This window comes from Stenotrophomonas sp. 22385 (genome assembly GCF_052045085.1).
In the GTDB taxonomy this organism is placed as follows: Bacteria; Pseudomonadota; Gammaproteobacteria; order Xanthomonadales; family Xanthomonadaceae; genus Stenotrophomonas.
This window is the reverse complement of record NZ_JBQEOG010000008.1, coordinates 67,992-84,590: the sequence shown is the minus strand read 5'-3', so window position 1 is coordinate 84,590 and position 16,599 is coordinate 67,992. Positions and strand designations below refer to the sequence as shown.

General features: G+C 68.2%; 15 protein-coding genes. 4 read left to right on the top strand and 11 right to left on the bottom strand.

Annotation, left to right across the window (positions count from 1 at the left end; genetic code table 11):
• Position 1 precedes the first annotated feature (1 nt).
• From ACTJI4_RS14830 to ACTJI4_RS14810, 5 genes are all read right to left on the bottom strand, one after another.
• Positions 2 to 1,072, bottom strand: a complete 1,071-nt coding sequence (locus tag ACTJI4_RS14830; RefSeq protein WP_392915958.1) for a sensor domain-containing diguanylate cyclase — start codon at positions 1,070 to 1,072, stop codon at positions 2 to 4.
• A gap of 67 nt (positions 1,073 to 1,139) precedes the next feature.
• Positions 1,140 to 1,862 carry a pseudouridine synthase gene (locus ACTJI4_RS14825; protein WP_392915955.1) on the bottom strand — a complete coding sequence of 241 codons (723 nt, stop codon included), beginning with the start codon at positions 1,860 to 1,862 and terminating at the stop codon, positions 1,140 to 1,142.
• Between the two features lie 37 nt (positions 1,863 to 1,899).
• Positions 1,900 to 3,558: a diguanylate cyclase gene (locus ACTJI4_RS14820; RefSeq protein WP_440869798.1), complete on the bottom strand. Its 1,659-nt coding sequence runs from the start codon at positions 3,556 to 3,558 to the stop codon at positions 1,900 to 1,902.
• Positions 3,559 to 3,679: 121 nt separating this feature from the next.
• Positions 3,680 to 6,097, bottom strand: coding sequence for a putative bifunctional diguanylate cyclase/phosphodiesterase (locus ACTJI4_RS14815; protein WP_392915949.1), 2,418 nt, complete (start codon positions 6,095 to 6,097; stop codon positions 3,680 to 3,682).
• 168 nt (positions 6,098 to 6,265) lie between these two features.
• Positions 6,266 to 8,221, bottom strand: a complete 1,956-nt coding sequence (locus tag ACTJI4_RS14810; RefSeq protein ID WP_440869797.1) for a DEAD/DEAH box helicase — start codon at positions 8,219 to 8,221, stop codon at positions 6,266 to 6,268.
• Positions 8,222 to 8,489: 268 nt separating this feature from the next.
• Between ACTJI4_RS14810 and ACTJI4_RS14805 the strand changes: the two genes are divergently transcribed.
• On the top strand, positions 8,490 to 8,720 hold the full coding sequence (locus tag ACTJI4_RS14805; protein WP_068850383.1) for an RNA-binding S4 domain-containing protein: 231 nt from the start codon (positions 8,490 to 8,492) through the stop codon (positions 8,718 to 8,720).
• Positions 8,721 to 8,816: 96 nt separating this feature from the next.
• Here ACTJI4_RS14805 and ubiM read toward each other — a convergent pair whose 3' ends face one another.
• The 4 genes from ubiM to ACTJI4_RS14785 form a co-directional block, all read right to left on the bottom strand.
• On the bottom strand, positions 8,817 to 10,007 hold the full coding sequence (gene ubiM, locus ACTJI4_RS14800) for a 5-demethoxyubiquinol-8 5-hydroxylase UbiM (RefSeq protein WP_440869796.1): 1,191 nt from the start codon (positions 10,005 to 10,007) through the stop codon (positions 8,817 to 8,819).
• Between the two features lie 87 nt (positions 10,008 to 10,094).
• A complete protein-coding gene (locus tag ACTJI4_RS14795) occupies positions 10,095 to 10,496 on the bottom strand; it encodes an MAPEG family protein (protein WP_440869795.1) in 402 nt (133 codons plus the stop codon).
• Between the two features lie 18 nt (positions 10,497 to 10,514).
• Positions 10,515 to 11,045, bottom strand: coding sequence for a DUF4019 domain-containing protein (locus tag ACTJI4_RS14790; RefSeq protein ID WP_392917546.1), 531 nt, complete (start codon positions 11,043 to 11,045; stop codon positions 10,515 to 10,517).
• 61 nt (positions 11,046 to 11,106) lie between these two features.
• Complete coding sequence (locus ACTJI4_RS14785; RefSeq protein WP_392917543.1) at positions 11,107 to 12,246, bottom strand: hypothetical protein; 1,140 nt, start codon at positions 12,244 to 12,246, stop codon at positions 11,107 to 11,109.
• Between the two features lie 172 nt (positions 12,247 to 12,418).
• Here ACTJI4_RS14785 and ACTJI4_RS14780 point away from each other — a divergent pair, with 172 nt between their 5' ends.
• Genes ACTJI4_RS14780 through ACTJI4_RS14770 form a run of 3 tightly spaced genes read left to right on the top strand, consistent with a single transcriptional unit; the run spans position 12,419 to position 15,681 of the window.
• A complete protein-coding gene (locus ACTJI4_RS14780) occupies positions 12,419 to 13,876 on the top strand; it encodes an AlkA N-terminal domain-containing protein (RefSeq protein ID WP_392915934.1) in 1,458 nt (485 codons plus the stop codon).
• A gap of 4 nt (positions 13,877 to 13,880) precedes the next feature.
• Positions 13,881 to 14,372: a methylated-DNA--[protein]-cysteine S-methyltransferase gene (locus tag ACTJI4_RS14775; RefSeq protein ID WP_392915931.1), complete on the top strand. Its 492-nt coding sequence runs from the start codon at positions 13,881 to 13,883 to the stop codon at positions 14,370 to 14,372.
• 52 nt (positions 14,373 to 14,424) lie between these two features.
• Positions 14,425 to 15,681, top strand: a complete 1,257-nt coding sequence (locus tag ACTJI4_RS14770) for an alkaline phosphatase family protein (protein ID WP_440869794.1) — start codon at positions 14,425 to 14,427, stop codon at positions 15,679 to 15,681.
• 87 nt (positions 15,682 to 15,768) lie between these two features.
• On the opposite strand, the gene ACTJI4_RS14765 is transcribed toward ACTJI4_RS14770, so the two are convergent.
• Both ACTJI4_RS14765 and ACTJI4_RS14760 read right to left on the bottom strand, forming a co-directional pair.
• Positions 15,769 to 15,951, bottom strand: a complete 183-nt coding sequence (locus tag ACTJI4_RS14765) for a 30S ribosomal protein THX (RefSeq protein WP_068850363.1) — start codon at positions 15,949 to 15,951, stop codon at positions 15,769 to 15,771.
• Positions 15,952 to 16,059: 108 nt separating this feature from the next.
• The gene (locus ACTJI4_RS14760; protein WP_392915925.1) at positions 16,060 to 16,473 is read right to left on the bottom strand and encodes a MerC domain-containing protein; all 414 of its coding nucleotides are present in this window, start codon (positions 16,471 to 16,473) and stop codon (positions 16,060 to 16,062) included.
• Between the last annotated feature and the right edge of the window lie 126 nt (positions 16,474 to 16,599).

Sequence of the window (16,599 nt, the reverse complement as noted above, 5' to 3'; positions counted from 1 at the left end):
CTCAGGGCGCCAACTCAACCCGATTCCGCCCATTACCCTTTGCCCGGTACAAGGCCGCATCCGCCCGCTCCAAGGTCTGATCAACAGTGTCACCTGAACGATGCGCCGCGACCCCGATACTGACCGTCACCGGAAACCCCAGCGGCAGGTCGGAAACGGCCATCCGCAGGAAATCGCACTGCAACTCCGCCGTGCGCAGGTCCGTATCCGGCATCAGCACCACGAACTCCTCCCCGCCGTAGCGCGCCGCCAGCCCTCGGCCCGCGAACTGCGCCCTGAGCAGCACGCCCAATTCCGCCAGCACCCGGTCGCCTGTCGCGTGCCCGTTGAAATCGTTGATGTGTTTGAAATGGTCGATATCCACCAGCGCCACCGCCGTCTGCCGTGGCTGCCCGTCCGCGTCCAGCACCGACGCATCCAATGCCACCGCCATCGCCCGCCGGTTCGGCAGCCCCGTCAGCACATCGGTCCGACTCTGCTCGGCCAGGTCCGCGTTCTGCGCCAGCAGCACATCGTGGTACTCGCCCAGCAACCGTTCGTAATCGGCGCGCTCCACCATGTGGGACTGGATGTCCAGCGCGAAACGGCGCAGCTCCATCACCACCATCACCTGCCGCGACAACGCCGCCAGCGCCTCGGTCTGCAGCGCATCCAGCCGGTGCGGCTGCGGATCAAAGACGCACAGCGTGCCCAGCGGCAATCCCTCCGTACTCACAAGGGGCGCCCCCGCATAGAAGCGTACCTTGGGGTCGCCGGTCACGATCGGGTTGTCGTGGAAGCGTTCGTCGCGTTGCGCGTCCTCGATCACCATCACCTGTTCCGGCTGCAGGATCGCGTGGCCACACATCGACTCCGAACGCGGCAGCTCCTGCGCCTGCGTTCCCTGGATCGATTTGAACCATTGGCGTTCGGCATCTATCAGCGTAACCGCCGCCATGGAGGCGCCACACACCGCCTTGGCGATCGTCACCAGATCCTCGAAGGACTGTTCCTTCTCCGAATCCAGGATGCGGTATCGATACAGTGCCGCCAGGCGAACGGCTTCGTTGGCGGGCTTCTCGGGTTTGATCATCGAGCGGGTCGAAATCCGGGAGCTGGGTCCAGTGTAGCGAACAAAGGGTTACCCACGGGTGCAGGACCTACCAGTCCTGCTGTTGCGGCAACAGCCCCTTCAACTCCGCATCGGTCAGGTTGCGCCACTGGCCGGGCTTGAGCGCCCCGAGTTTGACGTTGTCGATGCGCACCCGGCGCAGCTGGGTCACGCGATAATCAAACGCCGCCGCCATCAGGCGGATCTGCCGGTTGAGGCCCTGCTGCAGCACGATCCGGAAGCCGAACTTTGCGATCCGTGAGGCCCGGCACGGAAGCGTGGTCTCATTGTGGATGCGCACGCCGCGTGCCATGCCGCGCAGGAACTCGTCGGTCACCGGCTTGTTCACCGCCACCAGGTATTCCTTCTGGTGGTTGTTCTCCGCGCGCAGGATCTGGTTGACGATGTTGCCGTTGCTGGTCATCAGGATCAGGCCTTCCGAATCCTTGTCCAGGCGGCCGACCGGGAAGATGCGCTGCTCGTGGCCCACGAAATCGACGATGTTGCCCTTCACCGCGCTTTCAGTGGTGCAGGTGATGCCCACCGGCTTGTTCAGCGCGATGTACACATGGCGGCGGCCACCAGCCTTCCTGGCCTCGCGCGCGCGCAGCGGCTGGCCGTCGACCAGCACCGCATCGCCCTCGCCGACCACCGCACCGGTGCCGGCCGGATGGCCGTTGACGGTGACGCGGCGCTCGCCGATCAGGCGGTCGGCTTCACGCCGGGAACAGAAGCCGGTTTCGGCAATGAACTTGTTGAGTCGGGTTGTCATCGCGCCATTATCCGGCAAAACCCCGTGCCGCGCGGGATCAGGCGATCAGCGGATCATCAGCCGGCAACGGCCGCTCCCCGTCGCAGACCTGGTCCCGCCCCGCGCGCTTGGCCCGGTACATCGCGTGGTCGGCGCGTCGCAGCAGCCCGGCCAGGTCATCGCGGCCCGGGCGCAGCACCGCCAGCCCGATGCTGACGGTCACCGCCAGCCCGCCGATGCCCAGCGGCACGGTCACTGCCGGAATCTGCCGGCGCACGCTTTCGAGCCTGGCCAACGCCGCGCCGTGGCCCGCCCCGGGCAACAGCAGCAGGAATTCCTCGCCCCCCATGCGGATCACGTCGTCCTGTGCCCGCACCGCCCCGCGCAGCCCACGCGCCACCGCCACCAGCACCTGGTCGCCAACCTCGTGACCAAACCGGTCGTTGATGTCCTTGAACAGATCGATGTCCAGAAAGCCGATGGCCAACGGCTGCTGTTCCGCGCCGGCTCGTTCCAGGTGGCGGGCCAGAAGGCGCAGGCCATGGCGGCGGTTGGGCAGCCCGGTCAACGCATCGGTGTCGGCCAGCTGGCGCATCTCGTCGCGCTGCTGCCGCAGCCGGCCCAGGCGCAGGTTGAGCGCATAGGCGGCCATCATCAGGAACCAGGTCGCCGACAGCTGCAGCGCCTCGATCCGGTACGCGATCAGCCAATGCGCGTGCAGCGCATCGGCGATGATCAGGATCCACCACGGCACCAGCGCGAACAGGCCTGCCGCGGCATAGCCATCGCGCCGCACCAGCGACCACACGCCTACGCCCAGGCAGACCACGCAGCCGAACACGAATACCGCCTCCAGCAGCGCCGCCATCCACGCCAACCCGGCCATGCCCATCCACGGCACGCACAGACCAGCCAGCACCAGGCCCCACAATACCGCACGCTGCCCGGTGCCCGAATCCGGCCACAACCGGGCGCCGCCGTTGAGCCGCCACAGGATCGGCAGCAGCAGCGCCAGCGCAAATGCGCTCAGCGCCACCAGCCACCATGAGGCCCGGTCGTGCACCGGCAACCAGGGCTCCGGGTAACCGCTCAGCCCTCCCAGCACCGCCTGCCACAGCACGAACACCGCGCAGATCGCCACGTAGTACAGAAAGGTGCGGTCGCGGGCGGTCACGAACCCCATCAGCGCCGACAGCGCCAACGCGATCGCCACCGCGATGCAGGCCGCCCGCACCAGCAGCCGCGCGGTGTCGTTCTGCTGTACCGGGCTGGGCGCGCCCAGACGCACGGTGGGAATCCAGCGCGGCTTGAGCGGCGCGGCCCACGACACCACGATCGGTTCGCGCTCGCCGGCTTTGGGCACCACCACCATGCCGACCCCGGCGCGGAAGCGCGAATCGCGGGTCCGGGCATCGTGCATGCTGCCGCAGATCTGGCGGTCGCCCTGGCTGATGCGCACTTCGCCGGTCAACACCCCGAACACATCCACCGCCTGCGGGGCGCCCGACCAGCCGTCAGCAGGCGCCGGAATCGAAAGGATGTCCTGGTGGTGCGCCAGCACCTCGGGCGAGCAGGGACGTTGCGGAGCCTGCTGGTCGGTAGCGGCGCCCAGCAGCAGCACGTCCCGCCCTACCTGGGCCGCGCCGGCCAGCGCCGTGGCCGACAGCAGCAGGCAAACCAGCCCGGCCAGCCAGGCCCTGGCCCTGGCCCTGCTCATCCTCCGCCTCGCGCTGTCACTGCGTCTCACACCATCACCCTGTCGCCCTGCACCGCCACGCACACCGCATGGCGTCCCCGTGCCGATTATCGCAAGAAGGGGCGCCGGTGCACGTGAGAGTTCAGGAAAGCCGGCCTGACTGCATCTGCGTCTCCCGCCACAACGAGGGCTGGGTGAGCTTTTCCAGCGGCATCGGGCGTTCGATGGCATAACCCTGCAGGCCCTCGACCCCCAGAGCCCGCAGCTGCGCGGCGATCTCTTCGGACTCCACCCATTCGGCGGTCACACTCATGTGCAGCTCGCGGCCGATTTCAGTGATGGCGCGGACCGTCGCCCGGCTGACCGGGTCGATATCCATGTCACGCACGAACACCCCATCGATCTTCAGCATGTCCGCCGGCAGCTGGCGGAGGTAGCCGAACGAAGAGAGCCCCGCTCCGAAGTCGTCCAGCGCCACCCGGCAGCCGCGCGCCTTGACCCCTTCGACAAAGCTGCGCGCCTGCTCCAGGTTGCTGATCGCCGCGGTCTCGGTGATCTCGAAACACAGCTTGCGCGCCAGCCCGCGGTTGCGCTCCAGCAGGTCGCAGACGAAGGCCAGGAAGCTCGGCTCGGCGATCGATTGAGCCGACACGTTCACGTTGCACAGGCCCAGCCGCTGCACATGCGCCGGGCACAGCTGCAGGTGGCGGAACAGCAGCCCCAGCACGTGCCGGTCCAGCGCCATGCCCATGCCATAGCGCTCCAGCGCGGGCATGAAATCGCCCGGCCCCCGCAGCTGGCCATCGGTGCCGCGCATGCGTACCAGCACTTCGTAATGCAGGAACCCCGGATCACCGACCTGTTCAATGCGCTGGGCGTACAGCAGCATGCGGTTCTCGGCGATCGCGCTGGACACATGCGCCAACCGCTCTGCTTCCAGCAGGCGCTCCTGCAGCGCCATCCGGTTCTCATTGAAGCAATGCACGCGGTTGCGCCCGGCCTGCTTGGCCGCGTAGCACGCGCTGTCTGCCGCGCTCATCAACCAGTTCACATCGGCCACATCGGCGGTGATTTCGACCACGCCGATACTGCAGCTGACCCGCGGCAGCCCATCGTCGCGCTGGAACCCGGCCTGGCCCAGGTTGCGTGCGATCCGCTGCAGCACCTGCTTGGCCTCGTCCTGGCGGGCGTCGGACAGCAACATCGCGAACTCGTCGCCGCCCATGCGGCCCACCCAGTCGCCCTCGCGTACCGCGCCCTCCAGGTAATCTGCAAAGCCGCGCAGCAGCTGGTCGCCGGCCGCGTGGCCGAGGCCATCGTTGACCAGCTTGAAATAGTCCAGGTCCAGGTAACACAGGCTGTGGGTACCGCCGCGGGTGCGCACGTCGAGCAGCGCCAGCTCCAGCAGGCGCTCGATCTCGCGCCGGTTGATCAGGCCGGTGAGCGGGTCGTGGCTGGTGTGGTGCTCGACTTCCCGCGCCAGTGCGTGGTTCTGCGATACGTCTTCGATGATCGCGAACACGGACAGGTCACGGCCAGGGCTGCGCACCAGCGTACCGCTCCAGCGTCCCCACAGCAGACCGCCGTCGGCATGCCGGAAGCGCAGTTCGCCCGGGCGCAGCTGGCGCGGCCAGTCGATGTCGCCGGCCTCGTCCAGCACCAGCTCGCCATCGACCAGCAGTTCCGGCAGTTCCATGCCAAGCAGCGCGTCGCGGCGATACCCGAGTATGTCGGCCATGGCCTGGTTGGCCTCGACGATGCCCCCGGCGTGGTCCAGCTTGAGCATGCCCACCGTAGCCTGGTAGAACGCGGCGCGGAAGCGGCTTTCGGTGTCGATCAGGTCATTGCGCACGCGCCGGGACAGCAGCACCGCGACCAGGGTGATGAGCAGCACCGACAGGCCGCCGACAATCAGCGTGGCCATGCGCACGATGGAAGCCGTATTGAGCAGCGCCAGCGAGAACGCGCGGGCCTGCGCCTGCAGGCTGCGGTCCAGCGCCTGCACCTGCACCAGCAATGCCTCGCGGATGGCCGGTTCCACGGTGCCGTTGGCATGCATCGCTTCGGCGGTGTCCATCATCGCCTGCAGCTGGGCCAATCCGTGGTCGGTCTGTTGCCACAGGTGCACCGCATCGCGGAAGTATCCCAGGCGCCCCAGGTAGCGGAACGACAGGATCAGCCGGTTGATGTCGCCCGGCTGGTTGCCGCCCTGCAGGAAGCCGCGCCGTGCCCGCGCGATATCCACATCGTCCTGCTCCAGCGCGCGGCGCGCATCCAGGTCGCCCAGCGGTACCTGCAGCGCCGCACGCGCCTCGACCAGCGCGGCCGGATTGCCCGACGAGATGTAACGCGCCAGGGCGAAAGAGGCCTGCTGCTGGCTGCGCGACCAATGGCTCTGGCCCACGATCCACGCAGTGGACGCGCCCTGCAGCTCCTGGATCAGTGCGGAAAGCGCCACCAGGCCAACGGCCATGCCCGTAAGCAGCACGAACCGCAGGGTCAACCCCCGCGTGACATGCGGTACGGCGGTACTGCCCACCTCCCTGCTGCCTCCCAGCATCGCAGATCCCTCCGGCGCCCATGGGTGCTTGGCATAGTCCCCTGTGATGGCAGGCTAGGTCCAGCGCTGTTGAAACGGCGCGAAGTTTGCCCTCACATCGGCTCGGACGGCTGGAACAACAACGCCAGCCCGAGGGCTGGCGTTGTTGGAGACGGCAATGTGGATCGATCAACCGTTGCGCGGGCCGCGCGGCTTGAAGCCGTCGCGACGCGGCGGGCGATCGTTGCCGCCCGGGCCGCCCGGACCGCGGTGCCCCGCCGGACCGCCCGGCTTTCCGCCGCGGCCAAACTTCGGCTTGAACGGCGGACGGGCCGAACCCGAACCGGCGGTGTCTTCACCCGGCTCGACCTTGCGCATCTGCAGCTGCTGGCCCGACACCCACACCTTCTTCAGGTGACTGAGCAGTTCAGCAGGCATTTCCGCCGGGAGATCCAGGATCGAGAAGTCGTCACGGATGTCGATGCGGCCGATGAAACGGCTCTCCAGCCCGGCTTCGTTGGCGATCGCGCCGACGATGTTGCCCGGCTTGACCCCGTGCACGTGGCCCACCTCAATGCGGAAGGTTTCCATGCCGGGCTCCGGCTCGCCACGCGGGGCGATCTCACGGCGCGGGGCACGTTCGAACCCCCCGTCGTTGCCGACGAAATCGCCTTCCGGACGCGGCGGACGCGGGCCGCGGTCGTCTTCGCGGCGCGGGCCACGCTCGAAGCGCGGCTCGAAGCGCGCCGGGCGCTCACCCCGATCGTTGCGGTCATTGCGCGGGTGCGGCGCACGCTCTTCACGGGCACCGCGCACCGGCGGGGTGAGCAGGAACGGCGAGTCGCCCTGCAGCAGCTTGGCCAATGCAGCGGCAATGTCGATCGCCGGCACGTTCTTCTCGCCTTCCAGCTTCTGCAGCAGGTCGCGGTAGAACTCGGTGCCGCCGGCATCGAGCGCGTCGCTGATGCGGCTCATGAACTTGTTGATGCGGGTGTCGTTGACCGCGTCCACGCTCGGCAGCTGCATTTCTTCGATCGGCTGGCGGGTGGCACGCTCGATCGCACGCAGCATGCCCTTCTCGCGCGGGGTGGCGAACAGGATCGCATCACCGGTGCGGCCGGCACGCCCGGTACGGCCGATGCGGTGCACGTAGCTTTCGGTGTCGTAAGGGATGTCGTAGTTCAGCACGTGGCTGATGCGCTCCACGTCGAGGCCGCGGGCCGCCACGTCGGTGGCGACCAGGATATCCAGCTTGCCTTCCTTGAGCATGCCGATGGTGCGCTCACGCTGCGCCTGCTGCATGTCACCATTGATGGCCGCGGCGGCCAGGCCACGGGCCTGGAGCTTTTCCGCCAGCTCTTCGGTGGCTGCCTTGGTACGCGAGAAGATGATCATCGCGTCGAACGGTTCCACTTCCAGGATGCGGGTCAGCGCGTCCAGCTTGTGCATGCCGCTCACCCACCAGTACCGCTGGCGGATGTTGGCCGACGTGGTGGTCTTGCTGACGATGGTGACTTCGGCCGGGTTCTTCAGGTAGGTCTGCGCGATGCGGCGGATCTGCGACGGCATGGTGGCCGAGAACAGTGCCACCTGGCGGGTTTCCGGCAGCTTCTTCAGGACCGCTTCGACGTCGTCGATGAAGCCCATGCGCAGCATTTCATCGGCTTCGTCCAGCACCAGGGTCTTCAGCTCGGACAGGTCCAGGGTGCCGCGGTCGAGGTGGTCGATCACTCGGCCCGGGGTGCCGACGATGACGTGCACGCCGCGGCGCAGGGCCTGCAGCTGCTGCCCGTACGGCTGGCCGCCGTAGACCGGCAGCACGCGGAAACCGGGAATGCCCGAGGAGTAGGTCTGGAACGCCTCGGCGACCTGGATGGCCAGTTCGCGGGTCGGCGCCAGCACCAGCACCTGCGGCTTGGTCTGGTTGAAATCCAGGTTGGACAGGACCGGCAGCGCGAAGGCGGCGGTCTTGCCGGTGCCGGTCTGGGCCTGGCCCAGCACGTCGCGGCCTTCCAGCATCGCCGGGATGGTGGCAGCCTGGATCGGCGACGGGGTTTCATAGCCGACGGCGGCAACGGCCTTCATCACAGCGTCGGACAGGCCGAGGTCTGCGAACAGCAGCGGCGTGGGGGATTCTTGGGACATGGGGAACTCCGAAGCCACTACCGTTTTACGTGGCAGTGGCATAAAAAAGGGGATGGTCCGCGCTTTGGGCGCCCTTTCTTATCGCGTGCCCTGGCGCTGCTCGGTCGGAGGAGAATTCACTCGCTCAGGGCGCGATGATACCGCATGGATCCTGAACCACGTGTACAGATTTCAGCCCGGATGCTGCAAGCGCCGCGTGCTGGCGCACAATACGCGCCCACTTTCGGCCGGCCCCGTGCCCGCGCCCCTTCACAGGATACCCCACCCGATGCAGACCCTCGAATTTGAACTGGACAGCGAATACGTGGAACTGAAGCAGCTGCTCAAGCTCGCCGACCTCGTGACCAGCGGCGGCGAGGCCAAGACCGTGATCGGCGACGGCCAGGTCCTCGTTGACGGCGAAGTGGAGCTGCGCAAGGCCTGCAAGATCCGCGGTGGCCAGCAGGTCCAGTTCGGCGACACCGTGATCAACGTCATCGCTGATAGCGACGCCCCCTGATCCCATGTGACGACCAACGGTCGTCACCTACCATGGTGGCTCACGACCAACGGTCGTCACCTACCATGGTGGCTCACGACCAACGGTCGTGATGCCTCACCGTTGGGTGAGGTGCGCGGCGATCACCTGCCGGAACGGCGCCACCCCGTGGGCCAGCCGCAGCCCCGCCCGACGCAGCACGCGCGCCGGCAGGCGGTCATCGGTATAGAGCGTGGCGATCGCATTGGTCGCCTCGTACAGCGGCCGTGAGGCCAGCCGGTGCCCCCGCTCGTAGGCGGCCAGACCGGCCGGAGCGGCGATATCGGTACCCCGCCCGGCCGCCCGGCGCAGGATCGCGGCCAACCGGTCCTGGCTCTGCAGGCCCAGGTTGAAACCGTGCGCGGTGACCGGATGCATGCCCACCGCGGCATCGCCGATCAGCGCGCAGCGCGCGCCCACGAACGCAGTGGCGTACACCCCCACCAGCGGGTACGCGATGGGGCGCGCCACCGGGGTCATCGCGCCCAGCCGGTGTTCGAAACACGCGCCGATGCTGCGTCCGAAGCTTGCTTCGTCCTGTACCAGCAGCGCCTCGATCCCGGGCGGCGGCAGGGTGATCACCGCCGACGCCTGGTCGCCGTTGAGCGGCAGCAGCGCCATGGTGCGGCCATAGCCGAACCACTCCCACGCAGTGTGCTGGTGCGGCACCTCGACCTGCATCCGGCAGACCAGCATCGATCTGCCGAAATCGCGCATGCGCGCGCCGATGCCCAGCATGCGCCGGGTGGACGAGAACCGGCTGTCGGCCGCCACCACCAGCCGCGCCTGCAGCCGGCGCCCATCGGCAAGGGTCACTTCGCTGTGGCGCGCACCGGGCACGATGCCGCGCACGCTGCACTGGTCGAGGATCTCCAGGTCGGCCTGGTCCTGCACGCTGTCCCATGCCGCGCGGCGGATCAGGTGATTGGGCACCAGCCAGCCCAGGTCGCCACCGCGCGCGTCGCGCGCAGCGAAGGTCAACGCGAATGGAGAACGCCCGTCCATGACCTTGGCGTCGCGCAGCGGCGAAACTTCAGCGGGGTCAAGCCGCTGCCACAGGCCCAGCTGCTCGAGGATGTGGCGCGACGCATGGGTGAGCGCGATTTCGCGCCCGTCGAAGGCGGCCTCGGCCAGCGCCGCGCGCGGCTGCTGCTCCACCATCGCCACGCGCAGGCCACTGCCGGCCAGCGCGCGAGCGAAACACAGCCCCGCCGGGCCGGCGCCCACTACCACCACATCCACTGCCTGCCCGCTGCGATCGTTCGTCATGATCCGTTTCCGTTGCTTGACCACGACCGAGCTTAGCCCTCACCGCCGGCGGCGCTCTTGATCTGGATCAGCCGCGTCGGCGCCGGTTCACGCCAGCCCGTGCAGCAGGCGCCACAGCAACAGCACGATGCCCACCAGCGACACCACCCAGACCAGGCTGCGCAGGTAGGGAATGCCTGCGGCATACAGCGGCACGTAAACCACCCGCGCCCAGAAATAAAGCTGCACGGCGAGCGCGGTGGTGCTGTCCTGGCGTTGGGTAAGCACCACCGCCAGCACGGCGGCGGCAAAGAACGGGAAGGTTTCCAGGAAATTGGCCTGCGCCCGCTGCAGGCGCGCGGCCAGCGGGCCCGGCGCAGGTGGTACCCCATCGCGGGCCGACGCATTCCAGGCCAGCCCGCGTTCGCGGGTGACCGCGCCAGCGGCGATCATCACCTGCACCAGGCCCAGTACGATGGACCAGCCCAGCATCTGGATTTCGATACCCATGCGATGTTCCTCCTGCGATCAGGGAGCTGCGGCGCGGACGCTGTAACCGGCCAGGCGCCAGATCCTGTCGTCGTCAAAGCGGAACGACACCAGCTCGCGCACCGGCTGCGCGCTGTTGGCGAACCGGGTGGGGAAGCTGACGTTGATGTACAGGCCCTCGGGCACGGCCGCGCCCGCCTTGTACTTGACCCGCGTGACCACCGGCTGGCCGCGCGAGACCAGCGCGCCCAGGCGCTTGCGGTCGCCGTCGAGCTGCGCCACGAACGCCTGCTCGGTGACCGCCCTGCGGGCCACTTCGGACGCGCCCTTCCAGGCCTCGGCGGCGCGTCCGGCATCAACCAGGGTCGCCACCTTCAGGCCGGCAGCGGCCATTTCCTGATCCTGCTTCTGGACCTGCGCCTGCTGTTGCGGGGTCAAGGCAGGCCGTGCCGGGGCAGCCGGGGAGGCAGGTGCCGGGCGCGCGGGCGCCGGTGCCGGGGTGGCCGGCGGCGGGGTCTGGGCCAAGGCAACGGCGGGGAGCAGAAGCAACAGCAGCAGCGGAACGCGCATCGGGGCACCGTGGGCGGCAGTGGATTTCACGCCAGTCTACGGGAACCCCGTGAGCAGGCCGTCAGTTGCGTTCGGCCGCCTCCGCGGGCGGCTGGTCGGCATCGCTGGCGGTGCGTTCGACCACCGCATCGCGCGGCGTTTCGTTGGTCGGCAACAACGTGGACACATCGATTTCCGACAGCGGACTTTCGTCCGGGCAGGTCGCATCCGGGAAACCGAAGCGCTGCTTGAGCGTCTGCCCGCAGCGGGTAATCACGTCCAGCTCGCTGCCCTCGCGCTTGCACTCCTGGTCGAAGGCAACCAGAAATGCATCCTTGCGCCGCACGAAATCATCGCCGCACTTGCGCATCTGCTTGATCCGCTCCAGATCGTCCTGCACCGCATTGGTGCCATCCAGGCCGAACTGGCGCAGTTCCTCGCTGCTGAGCAGGCGCAGGCTGCGGTTGGGCACGGTCATCATCAGGTCGGCCACGCCGACCGCCACGCCGTTCCGCTGCAGGTAATCCTTGACGTTGTCGTAGACCTCGTGAAGTTCCAGATTGAGCTCGGCACGCGAAGTAGCCTTGGAGCTGATCCGCATCATGCGGTGGATGCCGACCTTGCCCGACACCAGCCGGTTGTCGCCGGCGGCCAGTACAAACACGCAGGCGCTGTGGCAGACCGAGCCTTCACGCACCCAGATGGTCCAGTTGGATTCGCCGATACGATCACCGGCCGCGATCGCCGCTTCCACCTGCCCGCCGCTGGAATCCAGGTCGAGAATGCGCCGCGAGACGTGCTGGGCATCGGCCACCAGCGCGATACGTGTCACCAGTTCGGTGAATCCAGGATTGATCTTGCCGGCGTAGCGCACACGCAGCAGGCCGCGCTCGACGCACGGGGCGATGGCCGCTTCCAGGCTGGCGCGGTCCAGCGCCTGCAGCGGGGCGCCGTCGCCTGCTTCGTCTGCGTACTCGGTGTCGCAGCTCAGCCAGGCCTTGCCGTTGTCCAGCGCCACCGTCGGCCAGTCCTGCTCGCCCTTGCGAGGCGGCGGTGGCGGCGCGGGGGGTGCATCGGCGGCATTGAACGACACCATGTGGTCGCCGTCGGCGGTCTGCGCCCGTACCGCCTTGTCGGCGGCGGTGACGTTGCCGGGGTTCTCCAGCTGGCTGCAGGCCGCCAGCCCCAGGCACAACAGTAACAACCCGCACGACTTGAGCAGCATGGACACCCGGCTTCCAGACAAAGGGCGTGCCGAAAACGGCACATGAAGGCACAGTCTAGTGCGCCCGGCCGGCATCACGGCAACCTGCCCTGAACCGCACCGGGCGTGCCCGGCATTGCTGTCCGAAAACGGCGAGCCGGGCCCCGGCCGGGCGCATAGACTGGGCCCCATGCACACCGCCCTGCCCCTGGATTACGCCGCCTGCGAAAGCGCCCGCCTGGCCCGCGATGCGCGCTTCGACGGCGTGTTCTTCACTGCCGTGCGCAGCACCGGTATCTACTGCCGCCCGGTCTGCCCGGCGCCGGCGCCGAAGCCGGTCAACGTCGATTACTACCCTACGGCGGCCGCTGCCGCCGCGGCAGGCTTCCGACCCTGCCTGCGCTGTCGGCCGGAGCTGGCTCCGGAAGCGCAGGACGCGCTCAGCAATGAAACCCTGCAGCGCGCGCTGGCGCTGATCCACGATGGCTTCCTGCAGGATGCCGCGGTGGGCGATCTGGCTGCCCGGCTCGGCCTGAGCGCGCGCCAGCTGCAGCGGCTGTTCGTGGCACGGCTGGGCGCGGCCCCGGCGCAGATCCACGCCACCCGCCGGCTGCTGCTGGCCAAGCAGCTGCTGACCGAAACCGCGCTGCCGGTCACCGACGTGGCCATGGCCGCCGGCTACAACAGCCTGCGCCGCTTCAACGCCGCGTTCGTGGAAGGCTGCGGCATGCCGCCCTCCGCGATCCGCCGCCAGCGTGGCGTGCTGGCTGACGGTGCACTGACCCTGCGCCTGGGCTACCGGCCACCGCTGGATTTCGCCGCGATGCTGGGCTTCCTGCGCCGCCGCTGCATCCCGGGCATCGAGCAGATCGACGACAGCAGCTACCAGCGCGTGATCGGCCCGGTCGAGCGCCCGTCGGTGATCCGGGTCACCGCTGATCCACGCCGCCCCGAGCTGCTGCTGCAGCTGGGCCAGATTGATCCACGCGCGATCCCCGGCATCGTGCGCCGGGTGCGGCGCATCTTCGACCTGGACGCGGACCTGCGCATCGTGCACGCCACGCTGGCACAGGACCCGCTGCTCGCGCGCGGCATCGCGCAGCGGCCCGGGCTGCGCGTACCCGGCGGTTGGGATGGCTTTGAAGTGGCGGTACGTGCCGTGCTCGGCCAGCAGGTCAGCGTGGCGGCGGCCATCACCCTGGCGCGGCGCGTGGTGGAGCGCTTTGGCACACCACTGGAGGCCATGCCGGAAGGGCTGGACCGTCAGTTCCCCAGCCCGGAACAGTTGGCCGACGCGCCACTGGAAGGGATCGGCCTGCCGCGAACGCGTGCGGCAACCGTGCGTGCAGTAGCCACCGCCGTGGCCGATGGTCGGCTGGACTTCCACGCCGGACAACGCCTGGACACTTTCATCGATCGTTGCGTGGCCCTGCCCGGGATAGGGCCGTGGACCGCGCACTACATCGCGCTGCGCGCCCTGGCGCTGCCCGATGCATTCCCCGCCGGCGACCTGGTGCTGCAGCAGGTACTGGGCGGTGACACCCGCCTGACCGAGCGCGCCACCGAGGCCCGCTCGCAGGCCTGGCGGCCCTGGCGTGCCTACGCCGTGCTGCACCTGTGGCATCTGGCCACGTCCGCTCCGGAGTAACCGCATGAACCTCCTCTACGACACCTTCGACAGCCCCATCGGCGCGCTGACCGTGGCCGGCGACAGCCAGGGCATCCACCACATCCTGTTCGAGAACAACCGTTACGACGCCAAGGGCCGCGCGCAGTGGCAACGTGATCCGCATGCGCTGCGCGACGCGCGCACCCAGCTGCTGCAGTACCTGCGCGGAGAACGCAGCAGGTTCGAGCTGCCCCTGGCACCGCACGGCACGGGGTTCCAGCTGCGGGTGTGGAAGGCGCTGGCCGACATTCCGTTCGGCGAGACCTGGAGCTACGTGCAGCTTGCGCGCCACATTGGTCACCCCACCGCCAGCCGTGCCGTCGGCGCGGCCAATGGGCGCAACCCGTTGCCGATCGTGCTGCCCTGCCACCGCGTGATCGGAAGCAGCGGCGCACTGACCGGCTTCGGTGGCGGCATCGAAACCAAGGCCGCGCTGCTCGAACTCGAATCGCGCACGCAGCCATTGTTCGCCTGACCGTGCCATCGGTTGTCTTCGCCGCGTCACTGCAGCGAACTATCATGGAGGGATGATTTCCGTCCGCCTTTCGCTGGCGCTTGCCGCCGCCCTCGCGCTGAGCAGCTGTGCCAGCGTCCCTTCAACGCCGTCGATCACCGCTGCCGACGCCGCTACCGTGGCAGCCAGTGCACCGAAGCTGCTGCTGGTCTCGATAGATGGCCTGCGCGCGGACATGCTGGACCGTGGCATCACCCCGAACCTGCAGCGCATCGCGAACGACGGCGTGCGCGCACAGTGGATGACGCCGTCCTACCCGTCACTGACCTTCCCCAATCACTACACGATCGTGACCGGGCTGCGCCCGGACCACCACGGCATCATCCACAACAGCATGCAGGAGGACGCACTGGGTCGTTTTCAGCTCAACCTGCGCGATGCGGTGACCGATGGACGCTGGTGGGGCGGCGAACCGATCTGGGTCGGCGCCGAAAAGGCCGGCATGCGTACGGCCACCTGGTCGTGGCCCGGCAGCGAAGCGGCGATCCAGGGCATCCGCCCCAGCCAGTGGCGGGTGTACGACGACACCGTGTCGCTCGCCGACCGGGTCGACCAGGTACTGGGCTGGCTCGGCCAGACCGATGCCGATGCCCCGCGCCTGGTCACCCTGTACATGGAGCAGGTCGACAAGGCTGGCCACCACAACGGCCCCGATTCGCCCGCGTACGCGGCGGCCATCATCGACGTCGACACCGCCATCGGACGCCTGCTGGACGGCCTGCAGGCACGCGGGCTGGACGCCCGCACCAACCTCATCGTGCTGTCCGACCACGGCATGGCCAGCGTCCCGGATGGCCAGACCATCGCGGTGGAGGACATGATCAATCCGTCCCTCGCCAGGAACGTATCGGAGGGCCAGTCGATCGGTTTCGCACCGCTACCGGGCAAGCAGCACCAGGCAGAGAAGATCCTGCTCGGCGCCCACGCAACCTACGACTGCTGGACCCGCCAGAACCTGCCCCCGCGCTGGGAATACGGGAGCAACCCGCGCATCCCGCCGATCGTGTGCCAGATGCACGAAGGCTGGAACGCACTGAGCCGCGAGCGGCTGGCCCAGCGCGAGTCCGGCGACCGTGGCTCGCACGGTTACGACAACGCCCTGCCCTCGATGCGCGCGATCTTCATTGCCCGTGGTCCGTCGTTCAAGCAGGGTGCCACCCTGCGCGGCTTCGACAACGTCGATGTCTATCCGTTGATGGCGCGTCTGCTGGGCATTCCGGCCGCCCCGAACGATGGCAATCCCGAGACGCTGGTTCCTGCATTGAAGTGATCGCGCTTGGTGGTGGAGAGCATGAAACTCGAAACCAAAAAAAAACGCGGCGCAAGCGCCGCGTTTTTTCGTCAGACCTGGCGAAACTCAGCCGGCCTTGGCAACAGCCTTCTTGGCCACGGCCTTCTTTGCCGGGGCCTTGGCCACGGTCTTCTTGGCGACCGGCGCAGCTGCGCCCACGGCCACCTTGCTCACCGCGTGCGAACGCGAATTGCCGTAGCTGGCGTTGTAGCGCTTGCCCTTGGCGGTCTTGCGGTCACCCTTACCCATGTCGTCAACTCCTTAGTCTGAACTCTGATTACCCCGTGCTGACACGGGTTCGGCGGGCCCGCCCTTGCAGACGCCCCCGCGCACGATCGGAAAGCCTACCACAGCGCCTCAGTGCGCACAGCTCGCATCATGGACGTGCCCGTGGTTCAGGCGCAGGTTGACCAGGTGCGCGACCCCCACCAGCACCCCGCCCAGTGTCATCACCACCGCGTGCGGCACCGCCGAATGATGCAGCGGCCCGTACAGCAGCCCCGCCCACAAGGCGGTCAGGCCCGGCACCAGAAATCCGAGCGCGCGCAGCGCACCGTGGCGGCGGTAGCCCCACACCAGGCTGAACAGACCCAGCAGGGTCACGAAGCTGACCAGCGCCAGTTCCACCTCGTCGCCCAGCCACACCGACAACCCCAATGACGGCGCCGCCGCCAGCAGGACAGGCAGCACGGCGCAGTGCACCGCGCACAACAACGAGCCGGTGGCACCGAAGCGATCCAACAGATGACGCAGGCGGGGGAACAGAGGCATGACTTCCAGCAGGGTCGGCGAAGCGTTATGGAATAATATAACATCAATCCCGACGCGCACCTGCCTCCCCCTCGCTCCACCCGGTTCCACCTGCCCGTTACGACGGGATTCGCGCGCCCCACCATT